The sequence below is a fragment of the Acidimicrobiales bacterium genome (assembly GCA_035536915.1).
GTDB lineage: Bacteria > Actinomycetota > Acidimicrobiia > Acidimicrobiales > JAHWLA01 > JAHWLA01.
This window is the reverse complement of sequence record DATLNE010000044.1, coordinates 1-24175: the sequence shown is the minus strand read 5'-3', so window position 1 is coordinate 24175 and position 24175 is coordinate 1. Positions and strand designations below refer to the sequence as shown.

Genomic DNA, 24175 nt, shown 5'->3' with positions numbered 1-24175 from the left:
GCTTTCTACTCCAGTCGTCGCCTCCTAGCATGCGGAGCGTGTCCGTGACCGACCCATCCATCGACGGTCGCACGGCGCGCGCCCAACGCACCCGGCGGGCCATCGTGGACGCCTTGCTGGCTCTCATCGAAGACGGCGACTTGGCGCCCACGGCGCCGCGCATCGCCGGGCGCGCCGGCGTGTCACTGCGTTCGATCTACCAGCATTTCGAAGACCTCGAAGCGCTGTTCGGGGCGGCGTCGACGCTCTACACAGAGCGGGTCTTGTCGATGGCCACACCCATCGACCCGAACGGCCCGCTCGTCCAGCGCCTGCAGCTGTTCACGCGGCAGCGGGGGCGCATCCTCGAGGCCATGACCCCGGTGCGGCGGGCTGCGCTGCTGCAAGAGCCGTTCTCCGTCCAGCTGCGCGAGAGCAGGCGGCGCATGGAGGCGTTGGGCCGGGCGGAGGTGGCCCGGGTGTTCGGCTCGGAGCTCGATGCCGTGCCCGGGGCCGACCGCCGCGAGGTGCACGCCGCGCTGGAGGCGGCGTCGGGCTGGTCGGCGTGGGAGCACCTGCGCACGACCGGGCTGTCGGTAGACGAAGTAGAACGAGTGATGCACCGCACGATGTGTGCGCTGCTGACGACAGGGAGCAGGCCGTGAAGTTCGGGATGATATTTGCCAACGCCGGGCCTGCTGCCCAGCCCGACCATGCGGCCGCCCTCGGGCAGATCGCCGAGGAGGCCGGGCTGGAGTCGTTGTGGACGGTGGAGCATGCCGTCGTCCCCGCCGGCTACGAGTCGCAGTACCCCTACTCCCGTGACGGGCGGATGCCCGGCGGCGAGGACACCCCCATCCCCGACCCGGTCGTCTGGCTGGCCTTCGTCGCCGCCCACACGACACGCATCACGTTGGGCACCGGCATCCTCATCCTCCCCCAGCGCAACCCCGTGGTGTTGGCCAAGGAGGCCGCCACCCTCGACGTCCTGTGCGGCGGCCGCCTGATCCTCGGGGTGGGCGTGGGGTGGCTCCGCGAGGAGTTCGACGCCCTCGGCGTGCCGTTCGAGGAGCGGGGGGCGCGCACCGACGAAGGCATCCAGGCCCTGCGGGCGTTGTGGACGCAGCAGGAGCCCACGTTCGAGGGACGTTTCTCGTCGTTCTCTCGGGCCAAGAGCTTCCCCAAGCCGGTGCGGCCCGGCGGCGTGCCGATCGCCGTGGGCGGCCACAGCGAAGCGGCGGCGCGGCGAGCGGGTCGCCTGGGCGACGGGTTCTTCCCGGCGGGCCGTGACCCCGAGAAGGTGCCGGGGCTCATCAAGGTCATGCGAGCGGCTGCCGAGGAAGCGGGGCGCGACCCCGACGCCATCGAGATCACGACCTCGATGGCCGGCTCCACCGACATCGACGCCATTCGTCGCCTGGAGGATCTCGGCGTGTCGCGGATCGTCGTCCCGCCCCTCGGCTTCGACGTGGAGACGCTGCGCACACAGGTGGCCCGCTTCGCCGACGAGGTCATCGCCAAAGCGGGCGGCTGATGGACGCGCTGCGCACGCCCGACGAGCGCTTCGTCGGGCTACCGGGCTACGACTTCTCGCCCCACTACGTGGAGGTCGGCGACGGCCTGCGGGTGCACTACGTGGATGAAGGCCCCTCGGATGCCGAGGTGGTGCTGCTGCTGCACGGCGAGCCCTCGTGGTCGTACCTGTACCGGAAGATGGTGGCCCCGCTGGTCGACGGCGGGTTCCGGGTGGTGGTGCCCGACCTGGTGGGCTTCGGCCGGTCCGACAAGCCCGCCGATCGGGCCGACTATTCGTACGAGCGGCACGTCGAGTGGCTGCGCTCGGCACTGTTCGACGGGCTCGGCATGTCGCGGATCACGTTGGTGGGCCAGGACTGGGGCGGGCTGCTGGGGCTGCGACTGGCGGCCGAGCATTCGGGCCGCTTCGACCGGGTGGTGGTGGCCAACACGGGGCTGCCGACGGGCGACCAGCCGCTGACCGATGCCTTCCGGGCCTGGCAGCAGTTCTCGCAGGAGGTGCCGGTGCTGCCGGTGGGGCGCATCGTGGCGGGCGGGTGCGTGTCGCCGGTGCCCGACGAGGTGGTGGCGGCCTACGACGCACCGTTCCCCGACGAGTCGTACAAGGAGGGGGCGCGGCAGTTCCCGGTCCTGGTGCCCACGACACCCGACGACCCTGCGGCGCCCGCCAACCGGGCGGCGTGGGAGGTGCTGGGGCAGTGGGAAAAGCCGTTCCTGTGCGCCTTCTCCGACGGCGACGCCATTACCCGGGGCGGCGAGCGGGTGTTCCTCGAACGGGTGCCGGGCACAGCGGGCCAGCCCCATACGACAATCGAAGGCGGCGGCCACTTCCTGCAGGAGGACAAGGGCGAAGAGCTCGCCCGGGTGGTGATCGACTGGGGGTAGTACCCCTTCGGTCAGGCGAGGATCGCTGTCATGCCGCCGTCGACGACGATCGATGCGCCGTGCACGTAGCGGGCGTCGTCGGACAGCAGGAAGCGGATGACGGCGGCGATGTCGGCAGGGTCGGCCACCCGGCTGAGGGGGATGCGTTCCTCCATGCGCTTGCGAGCCTCGGCGATGTTGAGGAGCGGGGCGAGCATGGGCGTGTCGACGGCGCCGGGGCACACGGCGTTCACTCTGATCCCGTCGAGGCCGAGGCGCTGGCAGAGGGAGCGGGTGAGGCCGAGCACTCCTGCCTTCGACGAGCAGTAGGCGGGCACCATGCCGTTGCCGATGATGGCCTCGACCGAGGCGATGCCCACCACCGCTGAGCCCGGGTTGGCGGCCTTGAGGGCGGGGAGAAGGGCCTGCACGGCGAAGGCCTGGCCCCGGAGGTTGACGTCGAGGACGGCGTCCCACGACTCCTCGTCGAGAAAGTCGACGGGCATGGGACCGGCTACGCCCGCCGCGTGCACCAGGCCGCCGACGCTGGGAAGTGCCGCTGTGGTGGCCTTGGCCGCCTCGTCGATGCTCGCTTTGTTCCGGACGTCGACCGTAAAGGCGACGGCTTCGACGTTGTAGTCGTCTCGGCAGCGGGCCGCGGTTTCCTCCGCCCCGGCGGCGTCGATGTCCCACGCCGCCACCGGCCGCCCTGTCTCGGCCACGGCAAAGCACGTCGCCCGGCCGATGCCCGAGCCCCCACCCGTCACCACCACGCCCGTCGTCACGCTGCGAACTCTAGGCGGGAAGGGTGCGTACTTCCCGGCCGGGGTGGCCCCGCCGCCACCCAGGCGATTCCTTCGGTCATCCGGACACCTTTGGCGGGTGCCAACACGTATAGCGCGACCTTTTTTTGACCCTGCCGTATTACAGGCATGAAGAAATTGGGGGGAATCACGAAAGGCGGTGCGAGGTGGGTAGTCGTCGTGTCGGTGCTCCTGTCATCGACGGTGTGGGCACCTCGCGCGGCTGCTGCCGTCGTCGTTTCCGGCGTGTGCGAAATGGACCTTCAGGTGACGTACGCGCCGCCGTTGAGGCCATCGATCCTCACATCGGCGACAACCGTGACGGTAAACGGCGGCGGCCCATGCACGGCCGTCGGCACGACGACAGGGACACACTGGGGCACGCTCTCTGCAGCTGGGACGGCGACACCGGTGACAGTGATGTCGACAACGGTAAGCACCTTCACGTGCGCAGGGGGCGTCGTCGTAGGTACAGGTCACTTCAATTTGTCGGCCCCTTCGTTCCCGAACAATGCCTCGGGACGAGCGGTCATCTCTCTGGCGGGCTCCGTTGGCACCGTGACCTTGCATTCCAACGACAACCGGGTCACCGCAACGGGCGACTTCGTGCAATCCCCGACAGATTCACTGTCGTGCCCGACGGCAGTGAACGGGTTGGCGACGACGACATGGGAAGGGGTGGTCGCCTTCGTTGCCACAGCTGACATCACCCCGCCTACAAGCGGCGCGCCGCTTACGGAGGACAGCTACGAGCCCAGGTGATGCCCTCGTCGACCGAGCAGTGCACGCCGGTCATGTAGCTGCCGCTGGCGATGATCCGGCCGTCGTCGAACGTGATCGCAGCGATGAGTCCCCTGTGCAGCAACGAGCCCCCCCCCCGACCGTTCCAGGTGGCCCCACCGTCGGTGGAAACGTACATCGGAGCCGTACTCGAAAAGGTGAGCCCGTAGGCGATGATCCGGTCCTCGTCTTCGATGAGGTTGCTGAAGAAGAAGTCGCCGGGAAATGTCACCTCGCTGAACGTGTAGCCGCCGTCGGTCGACCTGAACAACTTGGGATCGTTCCAGACGAAGACGGTGCCGGGTGCCGTACGGGAGGTGTGCACCTTGATGCTTCCTGTCAGACCTGTGACCTCTGCCCGCTTGGTACACCCCGTCGCGACACACGTGAATACGGCGCTGACCGGCGTGATGCCGTTGTCGACCGTGCCTCCCACCAGGATCTCACCGGTGTCGGCATAATCGGGGCCGATGGCGATGCCGCCCCGCCCCCGAGAAGGCGGCAGCACTGAAAACGGCTCCACCTTGTCGTTCTCGTCGTCGTAGACCCCAGGGGGCGGCCCGGCAATGAAAAGCTTGTCGTCGGTGGTGAAGTCGGGCGAGAGCGCGACGGCGCCACGGGCACCAACGATCGGAGCGAAACTCAGCCCGCCGTCTTCGGATCGCAGGACGAGCCCTTCTGTCGTCGTGGTATAGACCCGAGGGTCCGCCGGGTACGTAGGCGCCACGGTCAGGTCACCGCCGAGGAACGTGTGGTGTCGCTGGAGATGGTCGATCGAGTCGTCGGTGAGGCGGGCCCACGACCGCCCACCGTCGAGAGACCGGAAGATCGTCGCCTCGCTCGATGACCCCGACAGGGCCGACATCAAGATGGCTTGCCCGTCTTCCGACGCCGCCAGGTGGACGACCCCGGAGTTGTCGGGGGACGTGGTGCCGTCGTTCGGAAACGTCGGGGCGTCTATCCCGGGAGGGAGCGGTGCCAACGGCGCGACCCCTGGTGGCCCCACCCTCGGAGGCGTCGTCGTTGCCGCACCCCCGCCGGAGGGCATCCCTCCTCCGAATGCTGCGGTGGAATCCGTCCACGGGGACGACTCCGCCGAAGCGAGGTCGGTCGTCAGTGTCGACGACCCGCCAAAGCTGGGGAGCCCGCCGCCGACGAGGAACATGGCGATGGCGGTGATGACGGCGGCCATGGCCTCGCCGAAGCGGGCGCCGGCGCCGGTCATGGCGGGCAGCGTCGGCTCCAACTGCGAGCCCCACCGGAACAAGCGCTCGCGCAGCGTCACCAGGTAACGGGGGAGCGGCAGCACGCCGAACACGCCGCCACGTTCGAGCGACACGCGCAGCTTCTGACGGGCACGGGCGAGCACCGAGCGGACCGAGGCGATGCTCGTTGCCTCCTCTGCTGCCAACTCGGCCAACGACATGCCGTAGCTGGCCTGGCGCAACAACAACTGGCGCTCGCGCACGCTCAATTCGGCAATGGCGCTGCGCAAGGCGTGTACCAACTCCTGGCTCACCACATGGTCAGCCGGGTCTTCGACCGTTACCCCCCACGGCTCCGGCGGATCGGCCATGAGGGAGACGCGCTCGCGCCCCCGCAATTCGTCGATCGAGCGCCGTCGGGCAACCGTCTTCAGCCACGGCGCGACCGGCATTCCTTCGTCCAACCGCCGGTTGCATTTGAGGGCGCTCACGAACGTGTCCTGCACGAGGTCCTCGGCTCGGGACACGTCGCCGATCATGCGCACGCACGCCTGGCGCAACGCCTCACGGTGCGCCCACACCTCGGCGAAGTCGGTAACCGGGGCAGCAACGCCTTCCGGCGCTGCCGGGATGTCGAGCGAAAGATTGTCTGATCTTGCTCGGATCGCCATGGTTCTCCGATTGCGCTGGCTCCACCCGGTCAGGAGTCCGCCGCAACACCCCCTTAGCTATGGAGTGTATTCGATGTTGGGCGTCCCGTCTCCTTTTCATGCCACCCAAACGGGTGACACCCGTCCTCCGTCACCGAACGAAGCAGCAAGAAACAGGAAATTCCCCACCAACCGCGCCGGCGCATTGGAGAAATGGCACGCAGAGTGTGGGCCGCCAGGGTCTCGAACCCTGCACCTTGGGATTAAAAGTCCCCTGCTCTACCCGATGAGCTAGCGGCCCGCGACCCGGCAGCCTACCGGCGCCGCCCGGTTACCTCCCGGGGATCGGGGGAAGGCTGGACGCGCCCCCGTGACCGAGCACCGAAGTTTCCTAAGATGACGTTCATGGACGCCGACGAGGCCCGCACCCGACTCGCTGAAGAGCGCGAACGCCTGGACGCGCTGCGCCAAGGCTTCGCTGACCTCAACGCCGAGTCGCAGGAAGAGAGCCTGGCCGAGCTGTCGTCCCTCGACCAGCACCCGGCCGACGTCGGCACCGAGACCTTCGAGCGCGAGAAGGACCTCGCCATCCTCGAGAACGTCGAAGCCGAGCTGGCCGACATCGAACACGCCATCCGCCGCCTCGACGAGGGCACCTACGGCACCTGCGAGGCCTGCAGCAAGCCCATCGACGACGCCCGCCTGGAGGCGATGCCCGCCGCCCGCTTCTGCGTGGAGGACCAGGCGGTCGCCGAACGCGAGGCCCGCGCCTCCAACAACGCAGGCGAGTAGATGCGCAAGCGGGTGCCGCTCGGCATCGCTGCCGGCGCCGTGGCGGCAGCAGGCGGGGCGACCGCAGCGGTGCTGCGCAACCCCGACCGTCGCAATCGCCTCGATCGCCAGGCTCGGGTCTGGCGCCTGACCGCCCGCCGGTCCGCCCACTTTGCCCTCCTGCGCCTCAAGGGCCGCAACGCCAGCCAGGCCGAGCGCGCCAAGTTGGAAGAGCAGTTCGCCATCAAGACGGCCGAAGACGTCGCCCAGGTCCTCGGCGGCATGAAGGGCGCCATCATGAAGGCCGGGCAGATGCTGTCGTTCATTGCCGACGGCCTCCCGCCCGAAGCCCAGGCTGCCCTCGCCACCCTTCAGGCCGATGTCCCCCCGATGGCCCCGAGCCTGGCCGAGCAGGTCATCTGCGACGAGTTGGGCGCCGACCCCAACCACCTGTTCCTCGACTGGGATCCCATCCCCGTGGCCGCCGCCTCCATCGGCCAGGTGCACCGCGCCGTCATGCCCGACGGCCGCATCGTGGCCGTGAAGGTGCAGTACCCCGGCGTCGACACCGCCATCAAGAGCGACCTCGACAACGCCGAGCTGCTCTACGGCCTGTTCGCCCAGTTCGCCCTCAAGAACCTCGACGTGCACGCCCTGGTCGACGAGCTGCGCGACCGCATGAGCGACGAGCTCGACTACCGCCTGGAAGCCCGCTGCCAGGCCGAGTTCGCCGCCCGCTACGAGGGCCATCCCTTCGTCCGCATCCCCAAGGTCATCCCCGAGCGCAGCGCCCGCCGCGTGCTCACCAGCGAGTGGGTCGACGGCTACCGCTGGGCCGACTTCCTGGCCACAGCCAGCCAGGCCAAGCGCGACCACGCGGGCGAGGTGCTCATGCGCTTCGCCCAGGGCTCCATCCGCCGCTTCGGCGTGTTCAACGGCGACCCCCACCCCGGCAACTACCGCTTCCACGACGACGGCTCGGTCACGTTCCTCGACTTCGGCCTGGTCAAACGGTGGGCGCCCGGCGAGTTCGACGTGCTGACGCCCGTGCTCGACGCCATCCTGGCCAACGACGCCTCCGCCGCGGTGGCCGCCGCCGTCGAGGCCAACTTCCTCCCCGCCGACCACGGCTCCGACCCCGACTTCGTCTTCGAGTTCATCCGAGGCCCGTACGAGCCGTTCATGGTCGACCGCTTCACCTACACCCGCGACTGGACGGCCAAGGCGCTGCAGACGGTCATCGACATCCAGGGCCGCTACGGCAAGGTCATCCAACAGCTGAACATGCCGACCTCCTACGTCATCCTCGACCGCGTGGTGTGGGGGGTGAGCGCCCTCCTCGGCCGCTTGCACGCCACCAACAACTGGCGGGGCATCCTGCGCGAGTACGCCCACGGCACGCCGCCGTGCACCGAGCTCGGCCGGGTGGAGGCCACATGGTGGGAAACCCACGCAACCACGCCGTAACGAACTACCTCCGCAACTACGTCGTCTCGCCCCGCTACACCAGCAGGCGGCTCACGCTGCGCACGGCTGACGGCGTTGCCCTTGCCGCCTACCTGCTGCCCGGCCCACCGGAGGCCACCACCACGTTCGTGGTCGTGCACGGCTTCGCCAACTGGTCGCGCAACCCCCGCATCCACGCCTTCGCCACCCGCCTCAGCCGCGCGTCCCATGTCGTCGTCCCTGACCTGCGCGGCCACGGCCGCTCGCAGGGGCGCTGCACCCTCGGCCGCGACGAGCCGCTCGACGTGGCCGCCGCCGTTGCTGCAGCCCCCACGCCGACCGTCGTCACCGTTGGCGTGTCGCTCGGTGCCGCCGCCGTGCTCGTGCACGCCGCTCGCAACCCCGTGGCAGGCGTCGTCGCCGTGAGCGCTCCCGCCTGGTGGGAGGCCGCAGGCGGTACGGGCGCCCAACGGGTAGGGCAGTGGGTTAACTCCGCCACTCGTCGCCGCCTCCTGGCCCGGGCCGTGCGCACCCGGGTGGCCGACGACTGCACCGGCCGCGTCGACCCCGTCGATGCCGTGGCCGACATCGGCTCACCCACCCTGTTCGTACACGACCCCGACGACCACTACTTCGACGGCAGCCACGCCACTGCGCTCTACGAGCGGGCGCGACCGCCCAAAGACCTGTGGTGGCGGCCCGGCCAAGGCCACGGCACCGACCTGCTCACCGACGAGCTGGCCGACCTCATCCTTCGAGGCCCTTGGCCATCAAGTAGCCCAGCGCCCGCTCCGCCTTCGGGTACCGGTTCACCAACGCCTTGAACTCGGCGTTGTGGCTGGGCACGACCAGGTGCGCCAACTCGTGCACCAACACGTAGTCGAGGACCCACAACGGGAACTCGGACAGCCGGTCGGAGATGCGCACCGACCGGTCGACCGGCGTGCACGACCCCCAACGTGACGCCTGGTTCGACACCCAGCGGATGGACTCGGGCTGCGGCAGGCGGTAGCGGGTGGCCAAGGCGGCGGCCCGTTCGGCCAGGTCGACCTCCGACGACGACGCTTTGCGCTGGAACCGACGCACCATCTCGTCGACCCACTTGGCTTCGTCGGCCTTCGACATGGTGGCCGGGATCGACACCCGGATCACCCCGTCGACCTCGCGCGCCGAGATGGTCTTGCGCCGCTTGCGGCTGCGCACGACCTCGACCAGCGGCCCCTCGAAGCTCAATGCCTGTTGCATCTCCGACGAACGTGCCACAGCCGCATCAGCTACAGGGCGATGCCCGCGGGGGCGTCGTCGACCAGCACCAGCTCGCCCGGCGCCAGCCCGGTCTCCAGCCACCGCCCGCACAGGTTCCCCATGCGCGGCGTGGTGCAGCCGAGGTGGCCCTGCACCAGGTGGATCACGCCGCCATGGGTCACGACCAGCAGCGTCCCGTCCAACACGGACAAGCGCTCCAGCACGGCCATGACCCGAGCGAGGATGTCGGAATGGGCCTCGCCGTTGGGCGGGCTCTCGAAGGCCCCGGCCCGCCACGCGGCCAGCGCCCCCGGCCACCCCTGTTCGATCTCGGCCGTCGTCAGCCCCGACCAGTCGCCGATGTTGCGCTCGCGCAGGTCGGGCTCCACGTCGAGCACGTCGAGGCCCAACCGCTCGGCGATGATCGCCGCCGTCTGGCGGGCCCGAAGGAGGTCCGACGAGACCACGGCGGTGAGCCCGGACCCGGCCAAGCGGTCGGCGGCGGCCCGAGCCTGCTCCTCGCCCAACGACGACAGGGGCGGGTCGGCCCAGCCCTGCCAACGCCCCTCGGCGTTCCACGTGGACTGGCCGTGACGGAACAGGAGCAGTCGAGCCATTGCCGGGCACAGTAGAGCGCGCGCCTTGGCCGTCCGGCCAAGTGGACGGGTAGCCTCCGCCCGTCACGACTGGGGAGGAGCCGAACGATGCTCGACAAGTTGGGCACCAGCTACGACAGCCGCACCGCCGTCATCGACCCCGAGCGGGCCAAGGCGTACGCGGCGGCCACCAACGACGACAACCCCGCCTACGAATCGGGCAAGTACGCCCCGCCGGTCTTCGGTGTCGTGCCCACGTGGGAAGCGCTGGCCGTGGGCATGGCCGAGCTGCTCACGCCCGACATGTTCCTGATGCTCGTGCACGGCGAGCAGGACATGCACTTCCACCAGCCGCTCGTCCCCGGCCGCTCGCTCACGAGCACCCCGACGGCCCACAGTGTGCGGGTCGGCAGCTCCGGCACCCGCATCACAGCGCATCTGAACTCGGCCGACGCCGACTCCGGCGATCAGGTCATGGAGATCTACAACACGGTCTTCATCCGCGGCTTCACCGACAGCGACAGCGGCGGCCCCGACAAGCCCGACCACACGTACCCCGGCGACGCCCGCGGCCGCCTGGTCGGCGAGTTCACCACCTCCGTCGACGACGACCAGACCTTCCGCTACCGCGACGCCTCGGGCGACACCAACCCCATCCACGTCGACGACGACTTCGCCAAGAGCGTGGGCCTGCCCGGCATCATCAACCACGGCCTCTGCACCATGGCCATGACCAGCCAAGCGGTCATCAAGACGGTGGCCGACGGCGACCCCGCCCGCCTGCGCCGCCTGGCCGTGCGCTTCTCCAAGAACGTCTTCCCGGGCAACGACGTGACAACCACGATCTACGACGCAGGCCAGGAGAACGGCCGCCGCATCTACGCCTTCGAGGCGCACAGTGCGGGCGCTTTGGTCATCTCCAACGGCCGAGCCGAGATCGATCTGTAGCCCTTGGCGGTCCTTCGGCTGTTCGCCGCCGCCCGGGAAGCGGCGGGCACCGCACGCGACGAGGTGCCCGGGGCGACGGTCGGGGACGTCTTGGCCGAGGCGCGCGCCCGCTACGGCGAGCACTTCACGGCCGTGTTGGCTGGCAGTCGCGTCTGGCTCAACGGCGAGCCCGCAGCCGACGCCGACGCCGTGGGCGACGGCGACGAAGTGGCGGTGCTTCCCCCGGTCTCGGGCGGCGCCGGCCCCGCCCGGAAGTTGCCGGCGAAACGTGCCGGAAAACGGCGCGATTCCTCCGCAACTTCGGCGGCGGCGGCGAACGACGTCCCTGACGGCCCCCACGTGCGCCTCGGCTTGGCGTGGGCGGCCGTCACGACCGTCGCCCTCACCGCAGGCCCTGTCCCGCTGGCGTTGTGGCTGGCGCCCACCGCGGGCGTGGCCGCCGCGCAAGTGGCTCGGACCAGTCGCAAGAAGCCCCAACGCCCCGACATCGCGGCGGCCACGGCCGGTGCTGCGCTGGTGGTCGTCGGCAGTGTCGGCGGCCCCCTCGGCACGGCTGCAGGCCTGGTGGCCGCCGCCGCGGTTGCCTTCGCCCGCACGGGCAAGCACGTGGTGCCGCTGCGCACCCTGACGGTCTCCGCCCCCGTCGGGGTGGCCGCCGCCGCTCCGGTGGTGCTGCGCACCGACGGGTTCGCCCACGCCTTCGTGCTGCTCGCCCTGCTGTGGGCCTACGACTCGGGCAACTACGTGGTGGGTACCGGCGCAGGCAACCGCTGGGAGGGACCGGTGGCCGGCATCGCGTCGATCTTCGCCGTCAGCCTGGCCGTGGCCGTGGTGTTCGCCCCTCCGTTCGAAGGGGCGTGGCCGTGGGTGTTCGCCGCGCTGGTCGCCGTCACCGCTCCGGTGGGCGAGCGCATTGCTACCCGGCTGCTCGGGGACCGGGACGCCCACGTCCCGGTCCTCCGACGCATCGATTCACTGCTGGTGGCGGGGCCGCTGTTCGCCGCCGCGAGCCTTGTCGTCCTCTAGAAGAGGACTTCCCACAGCACCATCAGGATCGCCCAGAAGACGAAGCCCACGATGATGGTGTTGCGGTGGTCGTCGATGTGCTTGGCGATGCCTGCACCGGCCGCCGGCGCCTTCAGGGCGATGCCCTCGAAGACGATCACGAGCAGCAGCGTCACCAGCCAGTAAATGGCCCGGTCGCCGCCTTCCGTGGCGTCGAACCGCGGCGCGAAGTGCGACGTGGCGCCCATGAAGAAGAGCATCGGGATCGAGAACAAGGTGTTGGTCCGCGATGCGCATGCCGCCTTACGAGCCGCTGTGGCCGCGTTGGGCAGCGCTTCGCCGCCGCCGGCCGTGGCTTCGGCGTTGGCGATGAAGATCTTCTGGTTGGGCCAGATGACCAGCCACACGTTGAGGAACATGACCAGCGCCAGCAGGATGCCGGTGGAGATGCTGATGCCTTGCGCCGACTTGTAGAAGTCGCCGTCGTTGAGCCGGTCTTGGAAGGCCAGGATCGACAGGCCGGTGAGCAGGGTGAGCAGCGCGCCCCAGCGGAACCACCACAGCGCCCGGGGGACCAGCTTGCGCACCGACTCGGTGCGCGGCCCCGCCTCGAAGGTTGCGAACGACGGGGTCTGGACGAAGTTGAAGTAGTAGAGGAGCCCGATCCAGGTCACGCCTGCCAGGTAATGACCCCACCGGGAGAGCATCTCCCCGCCGGTCTGGGTGAAGATCTCCATGCAATCCTCCTGTGGTTCATGCGAATCTGCGCCGAACCTATCAGGCGGCCTGCGTCTCCTTGAAGATGCGGTCGACTTCCCCGATGGCCTCCAACAGGGCCTCGGCGACGGCAACGTCGGTCGTCTGCTTCGCCTCGCCGGCGAGCTTGGTGGCCCGCCAGAACAGGTCGTGCAGGCCGGCGTGCGCCTCGAGGTGCTCGGGCGTGAAGTAGTCGGTCCACAGCACCCAGAGGTGGTGCTTCACCAGGTCGGCCCGCTCCTCCTTGATGAGGACGGCCCGTTGCCTGAACACGGCGTCGTCGGACTCGTTGTGCTTCTCCATGCAGTTGCGCACGGACTCCGCTTCGATGCGGGCCTGGGCCGGGTCGTACACCCCGCAAGGCAGGTCGCAGTGGGCGAACGCCTCGGCGGGCGGGCGGACGCGATCGGCAAGGCGGAGCAATGCGGGGAGAATCGGCATGTGCCCCGTCATACCCGCTGGCTCGTCCGAGGGCACAGCATGGCGCCGACGCTCCTGCCCGGCGACCGCTTGCTGCTCGTCCCGCCGTGGTGGCTGCAGGCCGGCCACATCGTGGTGGTGCACGACGGCACCCGGCCCTTGGTGAAGCGGGTGGCGTCGCTCACCCGCTCGACCGTGACGGTCGTCGGCGACAACAGCGGCCCCGTGGGACCGCTGCCCCGCAGCGCCGTGCTGGGGCGGGCGGTGTACCGCTACGGGCCGGCCGGCCGAGCCGAACGAATTCGCTAGCCCTACAGTCCGACCATGGCATCGCACCCGTTGTTCACCGACGACCACGAGGAGCTGCGCCGGTCGTTGCGGGGGTTCGTGGAGAAGGAGCTGGCCCCTCACGCGGAGGAGTGGGAGGACGCGGGCAACTTCCCCGACTGGGTGTTCACACGCATGGGCGAGCTGGGCTTCCTCGGCCTGCACTTCGACCCGGCCGACGGCGGCCAAGGCGGCGACTACCTCACCATGCTCGTCCTGTCGGAGGAGATGGCGCGCTGCGGCTCGGGCGGCGTGAGCATGGCGGTCAGCGTGCAGTGCGAATACGTCACGCCGCCGATCGCCAAGTTCGGCACCGAGGCGCAGAAGGAGCGCTACCTCCGCCCCGCCGTGCGGGGCGAGCGCATCGGCGCGTTGGGGATCACCGAGCCCGATGCGGGCAGCGACGTGGCGGGCATCATCACCCGAGCCGTGCGCGACGGCGACGAGTACGTGGTCAACGGGCGTAAGACCTACATCACCAACGGCATCCGGGCCGACTTCCTGCTGCTGGTGGCCAAGACCGACCCCACCCAGCGCCACACGGGCATCTCGTTGTTCCTCGTCGACACCGACACGCCCGGGTTCCACGTGGAGAAGCGGCTGGCCAAGGTCGGCATGCACTCCTCCGACACCGCCGAACTGCGCTTCGAGGACATGCGGGTGCCCGCCGAGAACCTGCTGGGCGACGAGGGCAAGGGCTTCCACCACATCATGTGGGAGCTGCAAGGCGAACGGCTGTCGGCCGCGGCGGGCGCGTGCGCGGGAGCGCAGCTGTGCATCGACCGCACCATCGAGTACGTGCGCGAACGCCAGGCCTTCGGGCAGCGCATCGTCGACTTCCAGGCGGTGCGCCACCACTTGGCGCATGCCCAGATGATGGTCGACGCGGCCCGAGCGCTGACCTACGAGACGGCGTGGAAGGTGCACCTGGGCGGGTACCCGGTGCGGGAGATCACCGAGGCCAAGCTGCTGGCCACCCGCACCCATTTCGAGGTGGCCGACATGTGCCTGCAATTGCACGGCGGGCTCGGCTACATGATGGAGCACTGGGTGCAGCGCGCCTGGCGCGACTCGCGGCTGGCCCGCATCGGCGCCGGGGCCGACGAGGTCATGCTCGACTACATCGCCAAGGGCATGTCGTTGTAAGACCAACCTCCGGCTTGTCGACAAGGGTACGGGCCGGTAAGACGGGTACGATTCCGCGGAATGGCGATCTCCCGTATCGACGACATCCTGAGTCCCGACTACGTCGAGGGGCTGGAGAGCCTGCCCCTGGCGGATGTGCGAGCCCGGCGCGACGAATGCCAAGAGGCGGCCGACGAGCTGTCGTACCTGCGGCGCATGGTGCAGGGACGGCTCGACATCGTGCACGCCGACCTCAACCGACGGGCGGGCGGCGAGCCCGGCGACTTGCACGACCTGGTCGAGCAGCTCAAGCGGGGCGAGATCATCGGCGAGGGCACGCGGGCCTCGGGCTTCGGCCGCCTGCCGTCCAACCTCACGCCTGCCGAGACCGACGGCTGGATGGCCGCCGAGCTCGACACGGTGATGGGCGCCGCCCAGGTGAGCACGCTGCCCGAGCTCGACGAGGCCGAGGTGCGGGCCATCGCCGACAAGCTCACCGAGTTGGAGCGGCGGGTGTCGGAGCAGCGCGGCGAGCTGCACAACCGGGCCAACACACTGCAGGAGGAGATCGTCCGCCGCTACAAGTCGGGCGAAGCCACCGTCGACTCCCTCCTCAAATGAAGCGCTCACGGGTCCTGTCAGGCCGGGCACCCACCCCACCCGGGCGTTCGCCCGGCCGGGGCCCCTCCCGACCTGCCACCCGCTCGCTGGCGCTTAGCGGAATCGGCCTTCGGCCGATGCTGGAGCGATCGTGAGTGGGCGGTTGGTGCTGGTGGTCGACGACGACGAGATGATCCGTCGCCTGGTTCGCACCGTGCTCGAAGCCGACGACTGGACGGTCATCGAGGCCCGCGACGGTGCCGAGGCCTTTCGGCAACTCAGCACTTCCTCCCCGTCCGTCGTCGTGCTCGACGTGATGATGCCGGGCATGGACGGCGTCGAGGTGTGCCGCAAGATCGACCACAGCACCGTCAAGGTCGTCATGCTCACCGCCCGCGACGACCCGGTCCTGGAAGAAGCGTGCCGAGAGGCGGGCGCGGATGCCTTCCTCACCAAGCCGTTCTCCTCCATCACCCTCCTCGACTTGATCGAGGAGTTGGCGGCGTAATGAGCGATGCGTATCCGGTCCTCAACGAAGCGGACATGGAACGCCAGCTCCACGTCTTCGCCAAGGACGCGGTCAGCGCCTACCGCCGGGAGAAGTCCCGCGCCCGGGAGCTCAGCGAGGCGCTGGAGACACTCAAGCGGGCCTACCTCGAGACCATCCGATCCATGGCCTTCGTGGTCGAGGCCAAGGACGCCTACACGGGCCAGCACCTGGAGCGCTGCCGGGTCTACGGCGTCGCCCTCCTCCAAGAGCTGGGCATCGCCGAGCAGTACCCCGACGCCCAGTACGGCTTCCTCCTCCACGACGCGGGCAAGGTCGGCGTGCCCGAGCGCATCCTCTCCAAGCCCGGCCCCCTCACCGCGGCCGAGTGGCGGGTCATGCGCACCCACCCGATCATCGGCTACCAGATGATCGCCTCCATCCCCTTCCTCAAGAACGCCGCCGAGCTGGTGCGCTCGCACCACGAGATGTACGACGGCTCCGGCTACCCGGAGGGACTCAAAGGCGAAGAGATCCCCCTGCCCGCCCGGGCTTTCGCCGTGGTCGACGCCTTCGACGCCATGACCACCGACCGCCCCTACCGGGCGGCCCTGTCGATCGAGCACGCCCAGGCGGAATTGACCCGCATGGCGGGCACCCAGTTCGATCCCGATGTCGTGGCCGCATTCGTCCCGTTGTGCGCGCGCTTGGTGGCGTAGCGGCGATGCCCAACATCGACCCCATGCAGCAGCTGCCCGACCGCTGGCACGACCTCGGCGAGTTCATCCGCGAGCAGCGCAACGGTGCCCGCCTGTCGCTGCGCAAGCTGTCGGAGGCGGCGGGCATCTCCAACCCCTACCTCAGCCAGATCGAGCGCGGCCTGCGCAAGCCGTCGGCCGAGATCCTCCAGCAGATCGCCAAGGCCCTGCGCATCTCCGCCGAGACCCTCTACGTGCGGGCGGGCATCCTCGAAGAGCGCGACGCCGATGACGACCTGGAAGGCGACATCCTGCGCGACCGCTTCCTCACCGAGGACCAGAAGCAGATGCTGATCCAGGTCTACCGGGCCTTCGTGCACGAGAACAACGACCGGCCTGTGACCCCCAAAGTGGACGAAGGGGAAGAGACACCCGCTGAGTAGGGTTGTTCCCCGTCGGTATGCGAACGCTCGCGGTCCTCTCCATGCACACGTCGCCGTTGGCGCAGCCGGGCTCCGGCGACGGCGGCGGGATGAACGTCTACGTGCGGGAGCTGGCCGCCGCGCTGGCCCGAGCGGGCGTCGAGTGCGACGTCTACACCCGGGCTGAGGACAGCCGCCGTGCGGCCGTGGTCGACGTCGAACCCGGCCTTCGGGTGCACCACATCCCGGCAGGCCCACTGGCGCCGGTCGAGAAGGAAGCGCTGCCCGACCTCGTCCCCGAGTTCACCGAGGGCGTGCTCACCCGCATGCGCGGCGGCTATCCGGCCGAGGCCATCCACGCCAACTACTGGCTGTCGGGCGAAGCGGGCCACGCCATCAAGCACGAGCTCGACCTGCCGCTGGTGTCCACCTTCCACACGCTGGCCCGGGTCAAGGCCGAGGGCGACTCCGAACCCGAGCGGCGCGCCGCCGCCGAAGCCCGCATCATCGGCTGTTCCGACGCCGTGCTCGCCTCGTGCAGCGTGGAGGCCGACCAGATCACCGCCTACTACGGCGCCGACCCAGCCCGCATCGAGATCGTGGCGCCCGGCGTCGACCACGCCTTCTTCTCGCCCGGCTACCGCCCCCAGGCCCGCCGGGCGCTGGGCATCGGCCCCGACGGCCCCATGCTCCTGTTCGTCGGCCGCATCCAGCCGCTCAAGGGCCTCGACGTGGCCGTGCGCACGGTGGCCCTCTCCCGCCCCGACGCCTTTCTCGTGGTGGTCGGCGGCCCGTCTGGCCCCAACGGGCAGGCCGAGATCGAGCGCATCCGTGCGCTGGCGCACGACCTCGGCGTGGCCGAGCGGGTGCGGTGGCTCCCGCCCCAGCCCCACGAGCTGCTCTCGACCTTCTACCGGGCCGCCGACGTCTGCCTGGTGCCCAGCCGCTCCGAGTCGTTCGGCCTGGTCGCCCTGGAGGCCGCCGCCTGCGGCACCCCTGTGGTGGCCGCCGCCGTGGGCGGCCTCACCACCTTGGTGGAGGACGGCCGCACCGGCTTCCTCGTAGAAGGCCGCGACCCCGCCGCCTTCGCTGCCTGCGTCGGCCAGTTGCTCGACCAGCCCCTGTCGGCCGCCGAAATGGGCGCAGCGGCGGCCGAGCGGGCCCGGCAGTACACGTGGTCGGTGGCCGCCTCGGGCCTGCGCCGGCTCTACGGCGAGCTCACCGCCCGCGCCCTCGTCGAGTGCCCGTAGGTCCCGCCACCGACGACGAATTGCGCGCCTTCGAGGCCCTGCTCGACGCCTGGGCGCAACGCGAGCTCGGCACCAACCCGGTGGTGGCCGCCGTCGACCGAGACGTGGAACTGCGCCGCTGGTACGTGCGCCTGCGGGGCGAGGAGAAGACAACGTCGACGGTGTGGCTGACGCTGGGCCAGCGCACGCTGCACTACGAGTCGTACTTCATGCCCGCCCCCGAGGAGAACGTCGAGCAGGTCTACGAGTACCTGCTGCGGGTCAACACCCGCCTGTTCGCCATGCGCTTCGCGGTGGGCGAGGAGGACGCCGTCTACCTGGTCGGCCAGATGCCTCTGTCCGCCGTCGACGAGGACGAGCTCGACCGCATCCTGGGCGCCGCCTACGCCTACAGCGAGCAGTACTTCCGGCCCGCAATGCGGATCGGCTTCGCTAGCCGATTCAAGGGTTGATCACGCTCTTGGCCGCTTGTACCGTGAGCAACGCCGTGGGGCCCGAGGGGCGGACCGGCGACATTCGTTCGGGGAAGTGCGAATGACGTCGCGAGGTTCCTCGGGCTCCGGCGCGTCCGGGGTCACCCTCGCGCTCGTCCTGTGCATCACGCTCACCGGGATCATGGGCAACGTCCTGCTCACCGCGGTGGTGCCCGACATCGTGCGCGACTTCCGCGAGCCGTTGTCGCGGGCGGGACTCCTGATGGCCGTCACCACCGCCCCCGGCATCCTGCTGGCGCCGGTCATCGGCTTGCTGGCCGACCGCCACGGCCGGCGCAACGTCGTAGTTCCCTGCCTGGCCCTGTTCGGCGTGGCGGGCGGGCTGGCCTCGTGGGCGCCGTCGTACGACGCCCTGCTGGTGCTGCGCTTCTTCCAAGGCGTCGGCTCTGCGGGCCTCATCAACCTGGCTATCGCCCTCATCGGCGACACCTGGTCGGGCACCGAACGCGCCCGCATGATCGGGCGCAACGCCGCGGGCCTCACCATCGCCATCGTCGTGCTCCCGCCCTTCGGGGGCTGGCTGGGCCAGGTGTGGGGGTGGCGGGCGACGTTCGCGCCGTACTGGCTGGGGGTGGTCGCCGCTGCTGTGGTGTGGGTGCGGCTGCCCGGCAGCGTGCGCCGCGAGGGGTCGCTCCGCGACCACCTGGCGGCCGCCGCCCCGGCGCTGCGCAGCCGGGCCGTGTCGGGGCCTGTGGTGCTGGGGGCTGTCGCCTTCGCTCTCATCTTCGGGGTGTTCCTCACGGTGGTGCCGCTGTACCTCGACCGGTCCTTCGATCTTGGCCCCGGCGCCCGCGGCATGTTGCTGGCCGTGCCCGGCGTGTCGTCCACCGTCACCGCCTTGAACCTGGCCCGCCTGCGGTCGAAGTTCCGCACCTCGACGTTGCTCTCGGGCGCCTTCGCGGGCTTCGCCCTCGGCTTCGTGGTCATGGGCGCGGTGTCGTCGCTCGTGGCCTTGGCCGTCGGTGCCCTGCTGTACGGCGCGGCCGAGGGGGTGGCCATCGGCACCCTGCAGGACGCCGTGTCGGAAGCCGCCCCGGCGGCCAGCCGCGGCGCCATTGTGGCCGTGTGGGTGGGGGTGGCCCGCCTGGGCCAGACGGCCGGCCCGATGGCCGCCGCAGCGGGGGTTGACGGCCCCGGCGTGACCCCCACGCTCCTCGCCGCAGGCGCCCTCGCCGCCGCCCTCTCGGTGGCCGCCACGTGGTGGCTGGCGGAGGGAAAGCTTGCCCCTCGGGCGAATACCTAGCTAGCTTCTTCCTTGGCCCTCGTGGCCCACAGGCGGCGCGAAGTCTGCTGTCAACGACGTATGCCGAAGACCTCCAGACCCACCATCGTGGCGCTTGTCCTTGCGCTTGTGCTTGGCATCCTTGCCTCGCCTGCCTCTGGGGACACGACGTCTGACCTGCGCCGAAAGCGCGAGGCTGCGCGCGCCAAGAAGGCCGAGATCGCCAAGAAGATCAACGCCCTCGAGGCCTCCGACGATGAGCTCGACAAGGCCGTCTCGGCCCTCAACGAGCAGGTGCGGGGCCAGCAGGCGGCCGCCGATGCCGCCCGCCAGGCCGTGCAGGCCGCCGTCGACTCCGTGAGCAAGGCCGACGCCGAGCTGGCCGCCACCGAGAAGCAGATCAACGACCTCAAGCAGGCGGTGATCAACCGGGCCGTGGCCGCTTATGTGCGCCCCCAGGACGACACCTTCACCGGCGTCATCGGCGCCAAGGACCTCAACGAGGCCAGCCGCCGCAGCTCGCTGCTGGCCGAGGTGGCCAACCGCAACAGCGACGCCATCGACAAGCTGCGGGCGGCACGAGAAGACTTCGCCCTCAAGCAGCAGGCCGCCCAGAAGGCCCGTGACCTGGCCGCCGAACGGCGCAAGGCCGTGCTCGGCCGGCTGTCCGAACTGCAGCAGGCGCAGTCCGAGAAGCAGCGCCTGAGCGACGCCCTGGAATCCCGCCTGGCCGAGTACCAGCGGGAGGCCGACGAGGTGGCCCGCACCGAGTCCGGCCTGGCCTCGCTGATCCAGCAGCGCCAGCGGGCCTCTCGCAGCGACGCCGGGGCGAGCGACGGCCGCGTGTCGGGCGCCGGGCTCATCTGGCCGGTCAACGGCCCGGTGACCTCGGGCTACGGCTACCGCTGGGGCCGCATGCACCAGGGCATCGACATCGGGGCAGGCACCGGGGTGCCCATCCGGGCGGCCAAGGCGGGCGAGGTCATCTTCGCCGGCTCCATGAGCGGCTACGGCAACACCGTCATCGTCGATCACGGCGGCGGCTTCACCACCCTCTACGCCCACCAGAGCCGCATCGGCTCCAGCGAGGGCCAGTCGGTGAGCCAGGGCCAGGTCATCGGCTACGTGGGCTCCACCGGGCGTTCCACCGGCCCCCACCTCCACTTCGAGACCCGGGTCAACGGCAGCGCGCGCAACCCGCGCAACTACCTGCCGTAGCCTCCCCGGGCATGTCCGGGGACCACACCCACGGCCACGGGCCGCGGGAGCCGCTGAACCGGCTGCTGCTGTTCGCCGTGGTGCCCTTCGCTATCGCCACCCTTGTCGGCCTTGTGCTGCTGTGGCCCGGCAAGGTGGCTCGCAACGAGGTCTTCGGCCAGCGCGTCGAGCTGCACAACGGCACCGTCACCGACCTGTCGGTGCGGCCGTGCCTGGGCGCCGAGGACGGTCCCGCCCGCTGCGTGACGATCACCGTGAAGTTGGCCGAGGGCCCGGAGAAGGGCCAACGGGTCGACGTGGAGATCGGCGAGGGGCCGGGGGCGCCCACCGTCGACGACGGCGATCCCGTGGTGCTCGGCCGCAACGCGGATCCCACCGGCACGGTCACCTACTACTTCGCCGACTTCCAGCGGAAGGCGCCGCTGCTGGTGCTGGCGCTGATCTTCGCCGTCGTCGTCGTGCTGCTGGGGCGATGGCGGGGGCTCGCCGCCTTGGGCGCCTTGGCCGTCAGCCTGCTGGTGATCGTGAAGTTCGTGCTGCCGGCCCTGTTGGAAGGGTCGAGCCCGTTGGCCGTGGCCGTGGTGGGCTCGGCCGCCATCATGTTCCTGGCCCTGTACCTGACCCACGGGGTCAACGCCCAGACCACCACGGCCGTGCTGGGCACCCTCACCAGCCTGGCCGTGACCGGCGTGCTGGGGTCGGTCTTCGTGGCTGCATCACGGTTCACCGGCTTGGCGTCGGAGGAGGCGGGCTTCCTCCAGTCGGCCGCGGGCCAGGTCGACCTGCAGGGGCTGTTGCTGGCGGGCATCGTCATCGGCTCGCTCGGCGTGCTCGACGACGTGACGGTGACCCAGGCGTCGGCCGTGTGGCAACTGCACCGGGCCAACCCGGCCCTGCCCGCGCGCGACCTGTACCGCTCGGGGCTGCACATCGGCCGTGACCACATCGCCTCGACCGTCAACACCTTGGTGCTCGCCTACGCCGGGGCATCGCTGCCGTTGTTGCTCCTGTTCACGCTGGCCCAGCAGCCCGCGGGCGCAGTGCTGACCGGGGAGGTGGTGGCCGCCGAAGTGGTGCGGACCTTGGTCGGGTCCATCGGACTGGTGGCGTCGGTGCCCATCACCACCGCCCTGGCGGCCGTGGTGGTGGCCCGCACACGGCCCGAGGCGGTGGAGCCCGCGGCGCCCTCGTGGGCCCCGCCCGCAGCGGAGCGGGAGTTCTGGGCCGACGAGCCCGAATAGCGTGCCCGCCATGACGGCACGGCTGATGGTGATGGGCGGCGGGCGCATGGGCGAGGCGCTGGTGTCGGGCTTGGCCGCCGCGGGCTGGGACGACATCGTCGTCGTAGAGAAGCTGGCGGCCCGCCGCGACGAGTTGGGCAAGGCGGGCATCAATGCGGTGCCCGAGCCGATCGACTGCGACGGCGTGGTCATCGCGGTGAAGCCCGGCGACGTGGAGGCGGCATGCCGGTCGGTCGGGTCGGTGAACCGGGCGTTGTCGATCGCCGCGGGCGTGCCGCTGGCCAAGCTGGAGGCGTGGTTGCCGTGCCCGGTGGTGCGGGCCATGCCCAACACGCCCGCGTTGGTGGGCGCGGGCGCCTCGGCCATCGCAGGCGGTCCTGGCGCCGACCTCGACTGGGCCGAGGAGATCCTCGCAGCGGTGGGCACGGTGGTGCGGGTACCCGAGCCCATGCTCGACGCCGTCACCGGCCTGTCGGGGTCGGGCCCGGCCTACGTGTTCCTGGTGGCCGAGGCGCTCATCGAAGGCGGCGTAGTGGCAGGCCTGCCCCGCGACACCGCGGTGGCACTGGCGTCGCAGACGTTGTTGGGCGCGGCCCGGCTGCTGGTCGAGTCCGACGACGGCCCCGAGGCGCTGCGGGCTGCGGTCACCTCGCCAGGCGGCACCACCGCGGCCGGGCTGCGGGCGCTGGAGTCGCGGGCCGTGCGTTCGGCGTTCATCGAGGCGGTGCAGGCGGCCACGGCTCGCTCGCGCGAGCTGGGATAGTCCCGCCAGCCCCACTTCCCTCTTTGGCCACAGTGGCGTACAGTCCTCTCAGGCGGAGAGGGGTGATTCCACTGTCGCAAAGTCAGTACGCCAAGGGTCGGTTCCTGACCGTGGCCGAGGTGGCTTCCATGCTGCGCGTGTCGAACATGACGGTCTACCGGTTGATCTCAGCCGGCGACCTCCCGGCCGTGCGCGTGGGCAAGTCGTATCGCCTACGGGAAGAGGACATCGACAAGTACCTCGGTGACCGCTACACGGAGGCGGGCTGAGCCGCCACCACGACACCGTCTCGTTCCTGTCCGACTACGGGCTGGTAGACGAGTTCGTCGGGGTCGTGAAGTCGGTCATTCGCACGATCGCGCCCCACGCCACGGTGCTCGACGTCACCCACGACCTGCCGCCGCACGACGTGCGGGCCGGGTCGTTGGCCCTCGTGCGCAGCGTGCAGTACCTGGCGCCCGGCGTGGTGCTGGCCGTGGTCGACCCCGGCGTGGGCACCGAGCGGCGCGCCGTGGCGGTCGAGGTGGCCGACGGCGAGGCCGTCTTCGTCGGTCCCGACAACGGGCTGCTGGCCTCGGCCGTGTCGATGGTGGGCGGCGCTACCCGAGCGGTCGAGCTCACCAACCCCGAGTACCACCTGCCTGCGCCCGGGCCGACGTTCGCGGGCCGCGACATCTTCGGACCGGTGGCCGCCCACCTGTGCAACGGGGTGGACCTGACCGAGCTGGGGCCGCTGGTCGACCCCATCACCCTGCGCCCCGGCGTCCTGCCCATCCCCCGGGAGGAGAACGGCGTGGTGCACGCCGAGGTGCTGTGGGTCGACCGCTTCGGCAACCTCCAGCTCAACGTGGCGCCCGAGGAGATCGACCGGTTGGGCGAGCGGGTGGCGCTGCGGTGGGGGGCCGACCAGGTGCGCACGGCCCGGCGGGCGGTGGCCTACGGCGACCTCAAGCCCGGCGAGGTGGGGCTGGTGGTCGATTCCTACGGGCTGGTGTCGATCGCCCTCGACCGGCTCTCGGCGTCGGACCAGCTGCGCATCCGGCCTGGCGACGGCGTGTCGCTGGCCGAGCCTGCCTAGGTCCGGTCAGGAGCCGAGCCGACAGGCGAGGCGACCAATGAGCACAGGCATGTCTCGGCGGCCGCAGGCCGCCGAGAACGAAGCTACGGCGGTGGCGGGTGACCTGTCGGCACAACTCTCAGCGAGCCATGAAGACGAACTGCACGAAGGCCGCTCCCACGATGAGGAGCAGCAGGATCCCCAAGGCGATCGTGGTCCCAAGGCGCACCCCCCGACCGTAGCGAAGTGGGGGGGGGTGGGGGGGGG

Annotated in this window: 29 protein-coding genes and 1 tRNA gene; 22 read left to right on the top strand and 8 right to left on the bottom strand. The window is 70.3% G+C overall.

Annotation, left to right across the window (positions count from 1 at the left end; genetic code table 11):
• The first annotated feature begins 38 nt into the window (after positions 1-38).
• From VM938_12325 to VM938_12315, 3 genes are read left to right on the top strand one after another with little or no spacing between them, the layout of a single operon-like run.
• Entirely contained in the window at positions 39-644 is a 606-nt protein-coding gene (locus VM938_12325) for a TetR/AcrR family transcriptional regulator (protein ID HVF75827.1), read from the top strand.
• Positions 641-1513 (top strand): LLM class F420-dependent oxidoreductase, encoded by an 873-nt coding sequence (locus VM938_12320; GenBank protein HVF75826.1) that lies wholly within the window; start codon positions 641-643, stop codon positions 1511-1513. The genes VM938_12325 and VM938_12320 overlap by 4 nt, the downstream gene beginning before the upstream one ends.
• Positions 1513-2400, top strand: a complete 888-nt coding sequence (locus VM938_12315; protein HVF75825.1) for a haloalkane dehalogenase — start codon at positions 1513-1515, stop codon at positions 2398-2400. Before VM938_12320 ends, VM938_12315 begins: the two co-directional genes overlap by 1 nt.
• A gap of 11 nt (positions 2401-2411) precedes the next feature.
• Here VM938_12315 and VM938_12310 read toward each other — a convergent pair whose 3' ends face one another.
• From VM938_12310 to VM938_12295, 4 genes are all read right to left on the bottom strand, one after another.
• Positions 2412-3164, bottom strand: coding sequence for an SDR family oxidoreductase (locus VM938_12310; protein ID HVF75824.1), 753 nt, complete (start codon positions 3162-3164; stop codon positions 2412-2414).
• 281 nt (positions 3165-3445) lie between these two features.
• Entirely contained in the window at positions 3446-3628 is a 183-nt protein-coding gene (locus VM938_12305) for a hypothetical protein (GenBank protein ID HVF75823.1), read from the bottom strand.
• A gap of 287 nt (positions 3629-3915) precedes the next feature.
• A complete protein-coding gene (locus VM938_12300; protein HVF75822.1) occupies positions 3916-5838 on the bottom strand; it encodes a sigma-70 family RNA polymerase sigma factor in 1923 nt (640 codons plus the stop codon).
• A gap of 207 nt (positions 5839-6045) precedes the next feature.
• A tRNA-Lys gene (locus VM938_12295) sits at positions 6046-6118 on the bottom strand.
• Between the two features lie 104 nt (positions 6119-6222).
• Here VM938_12295 and VM938_12290 point away from each other — a divergent pair.
• From VM938_12290 to VM938_12280, 3 genes are read left to right on the top strand one after another with little or no spacing between them, the layout of a single operon-like run.
• Positions 6223-6609: a TraR/DksA C4-type zinc finger protein gene (locus tag VM938_12290; protein HVF75821.1), complete on the top strand. Its 387-nt coding sequence runs from the start codon at positions 6223-6225 to the stop codon at positions 6607-6609.
• On the top strand, positions 6610-8055 hold the full coding sequence (locus VM938_12285) for an AarF/UbiB family protein (GenBank protein HVF75820.1): 1446 nt from the start codon (positions 6610-6612) through the stop codon (positions 8053-8055).
• Positions 8028-8858, top strand: a complete 831-nt coding sequence (locus VM938_12280) for an alpha/beta hydrolase (GenBank protein ID HVF75819.1) — start codon at positions 8028-8030, stop codon at positions 8856-8858. Before VM938_12285 ends, VM938_12280 begins: the two co-directional genes overlap by 28 nt.
• Here VM938_12280 and VM938_12275 read toward each other — a convergent pair.
• Positions 8782-9297: a M48 family metallopeptidase gene (locus VM938_12275; GenBank protein HVF75818.1), complete on the bottom strand. Its 516-nt coding sequence runs from the start codon at positions 9295-9297 to the stop codon at positions 8782-8784. The two genes, VM938_12280 and VM938_12275, sit on opposite strands and share 77 nt — an antisense overlap.
• 11 nt (positions 9298-9308) lie before the next feature.
• Positions 9309-9896: a histidine phosphatase family protein gene (locus VM938_12270; GenBank protein HVF75817.1), complete on the bottom strand. Its 588-nt coding sequence runs from the start codon at positions 9894-9896 to the stop codon at positions 9309-9311.
• 87 nt (positions 9897-9983) lie between these two features.
• Here VM938_12270 and VM938_12265 point away from each other — a divergent pair, with 87 nt between their 5' ends.
• Positions 9984-10823, top strand: a complete 840-nt coding sequence (locus VM938_12265) for a MaoC/PaaZ C-terminal domain-containing protein (GenBank protein HVF75816.1) — start codon at positions 9984-9986, stop codon at positions 10821-10823.
• Between the two features lie 3 nt (positions 10824-10826).
• A complete protein-coding gene (locus tag VM938_12260; protein ID HVF75815.1) occupies positions 10827-11849 on the top strand; it encodes a MoaD/ThiS family protein in 1023 nt (340 codons plus the stop codon).
• Here VM938_12260 and VM938_12255 read toward each other — a convergent pair.
• Positions 11846-12565, bottom strand: coding sequence for a urate hydroxylase PuuD (locus tag VM938_12255; protein ID HVF75814.1), 720 nt, complete (start codon positions 12563-12565; stop codon positions 11846-11848). The two genes, VM938_12260 and VM938_12255, sit on opposite strands and share 4 nt — an antisense overlap.
• Before the next feature lie 40 nt (positions 12566-12605).
• The gene (gene sodN / locus VM938_12250) at positions 12606-13025 is read right to left on the bottom strand and encodes a superoxide dismutase, Ni (protein HVF75813.1); all 420 of its coding nucleotides are present in this window, start codon (positions 13023-13025) and stop codon (positions 12606-12608) included.
• Between sodN and VM938_12245 the strand changes: the two genes are divergently transcribed.
• From VM938_12245 to VM938_12180, 14 genes are all read left to right on the top strand, one after another.
• The gene (locus VM938_12245) at positions 12957-13313 is read left to right on the top strand and encodes a S26 family signal peptidase (GenBank protein ID HVF75812.1); all 357 of its coding nucleotides are present in this window, start codon (positions 12957-12959) and stop codon (positions 13311-13313) included. The two genes, sodN and VM938_12245, sit on opposite strands and share 69 nt — an antisense overlap.
• A 15-nt stretch (positions 13314-13328) precedes the next feature.
• Positions 13329-14477, top strand: coding sequence for an acyl-CoA dehydrogenase family protein (locus VM938_12240; GenBank protein ID HVF75811.1), 1149 nt, complete (start codon positions 13329-13331; stop codon positions 14475-14477).
• 60 nt (positions 14478-14537) lie between these two features.
• Positions 14538-15077 carry a hypothetical protein gene (locus VM938_12235; protein HVF75810.1) on the top strand — a complete coding sequence of 180 codons (540 nt, stop codon included), beginning with the start codon at positions 14538-14540 and terminating at the stop codon, positions 15075-15077.
• 130 nt (positions 15078-15207) lie between these two features.
• Positions 15208-15564: a response regulator gene (locus tag VM938_12230; GenBank protein ID HVF75809.1), complete on the top strand. Its 357-nt coding sequence runs from the start codon at positions 15208-15210 to the stop codon at positions 15562-15564.
• Positions 15564-16262: an HD domain-containing phosphohydrolase gene (locus VM938_12225; protein ID HVF75808.1), complete on the top strand. Its 699-nt coding sequence runs from the start codon at positions 15564-15566 to the stop codon at positions 16260-16262. The genes VM938_12230 and VM938_12225 overlap by 1 nt, the downstream gene beginning before the upstream one ends.
• Before the next feature lie 5 nt (positions 16263-16267).
• The gene (locus VM938_12220) at positions 16268-16684 is read left to right on the top strand and encodes a helix-turn-helix transcriptional regulator (protein ID HVF75807.1); all 417 of its coding nucleotides are present in this window, start codon (positions 16268-16270) and stop codon (positions 16682-16684) included.
• A 17-nt stretch (positions 16685-16701) separates the two neighbouring features.
• Positions 16702-17913 carry a glycosyltransferase gene (locus VM938_12215; GenBank protein HVF75806.1) on the top strand — a complete coding sequence of 404 codons (1212 nt, stop codon included), beginning with the start codon at positions 16702-16704 and terminating at the stop codon, positions 17911-17913.
• The gene (locus VM938_12210; protein ID HVF75805.1) at positions 17904-18365 is read left to right on the top strand and encodes a YbjN domain-containing protein; all 462 of its coding nucleotides are present in this window, start codon (positions 17904-17906) and stop codon (positions 18363-18365) included. The genes VM938_12215 and VM938_12210 overlap by 10 nt, the downstream gene beginning before the upstream one ends.
• 82 nt (positions 18366-18447) lie before the next feature.
• On the top strand, positions 18448-19650 hold the full coding sequence (locus VM938_12205; protein HVF75804.1) for an MFS transporter: 1203 nt from the start codon (positions 18448-18450) through the stop codon (positions 19648-19650).
• 108 nt (positions 19651-19758) lie between these two features.
• The gene (locus VM938_12200) at positions 19759-20847 is read left to right on the top strand and encodes a peptidoglycan DD-metalloendopeptidase family protein (GenBank protein HVF75803.1); all 1089 of its coding nucleotides are present in this window, start codon (positions 19759-19761) and stop codon (positions 20845-20847) included.
• Between the two features lie 11 nt (positions 20848-20858).
• Positions 20859-22088 carry a YibE/F family protein gene (locus VM938_12195; protein HVF75802.1) on the top strand — a complete coding sequence of 410 codons (1230 nt, stop codon included), beginning with the start codon at positions 20859-20861 and terminating at the stop codon, positions 22086-22088.
• 10 nt (positions 22089-22098) lie between these two features.
• Positions 22099-22851, top strand: coding sequence for a pyrroline-5-carboxylate reductase (gene proC / locus VM938_12190; GenBank protein HVF75801.1), 753 nt, complete (start codon positions 22099-22101; stop codon positions 22849-22851).
• A 110-nt stretch (positions 22852-22961) separates the two neighbouring features.
• Positions 22962-23120, top strand: a complete 159-nt coding sequence (locus tag VM938_12185; GenBank protein ID HVF75800.1) for a helix-turn-helix domain-containing protein — start codon at positions 22962-22964, stop codon at positions 23118-23120.
• Positions 23117-23929: an SAM-dependent chlorinase/fluorinase gene (locus tag VM938_12180; protein HVF75799.1), complete on the top strand. Its 813-nt coding sequence runs from the start codon at positions 23117-23119 to the stop codon at positions 23927-23929. Before VM938_12185 ends, VM938_12180 begins: the two co-directional genes overlap by 4 nt.
• Positions 23930-24175 lie beyond the last annotated feature (246 nt).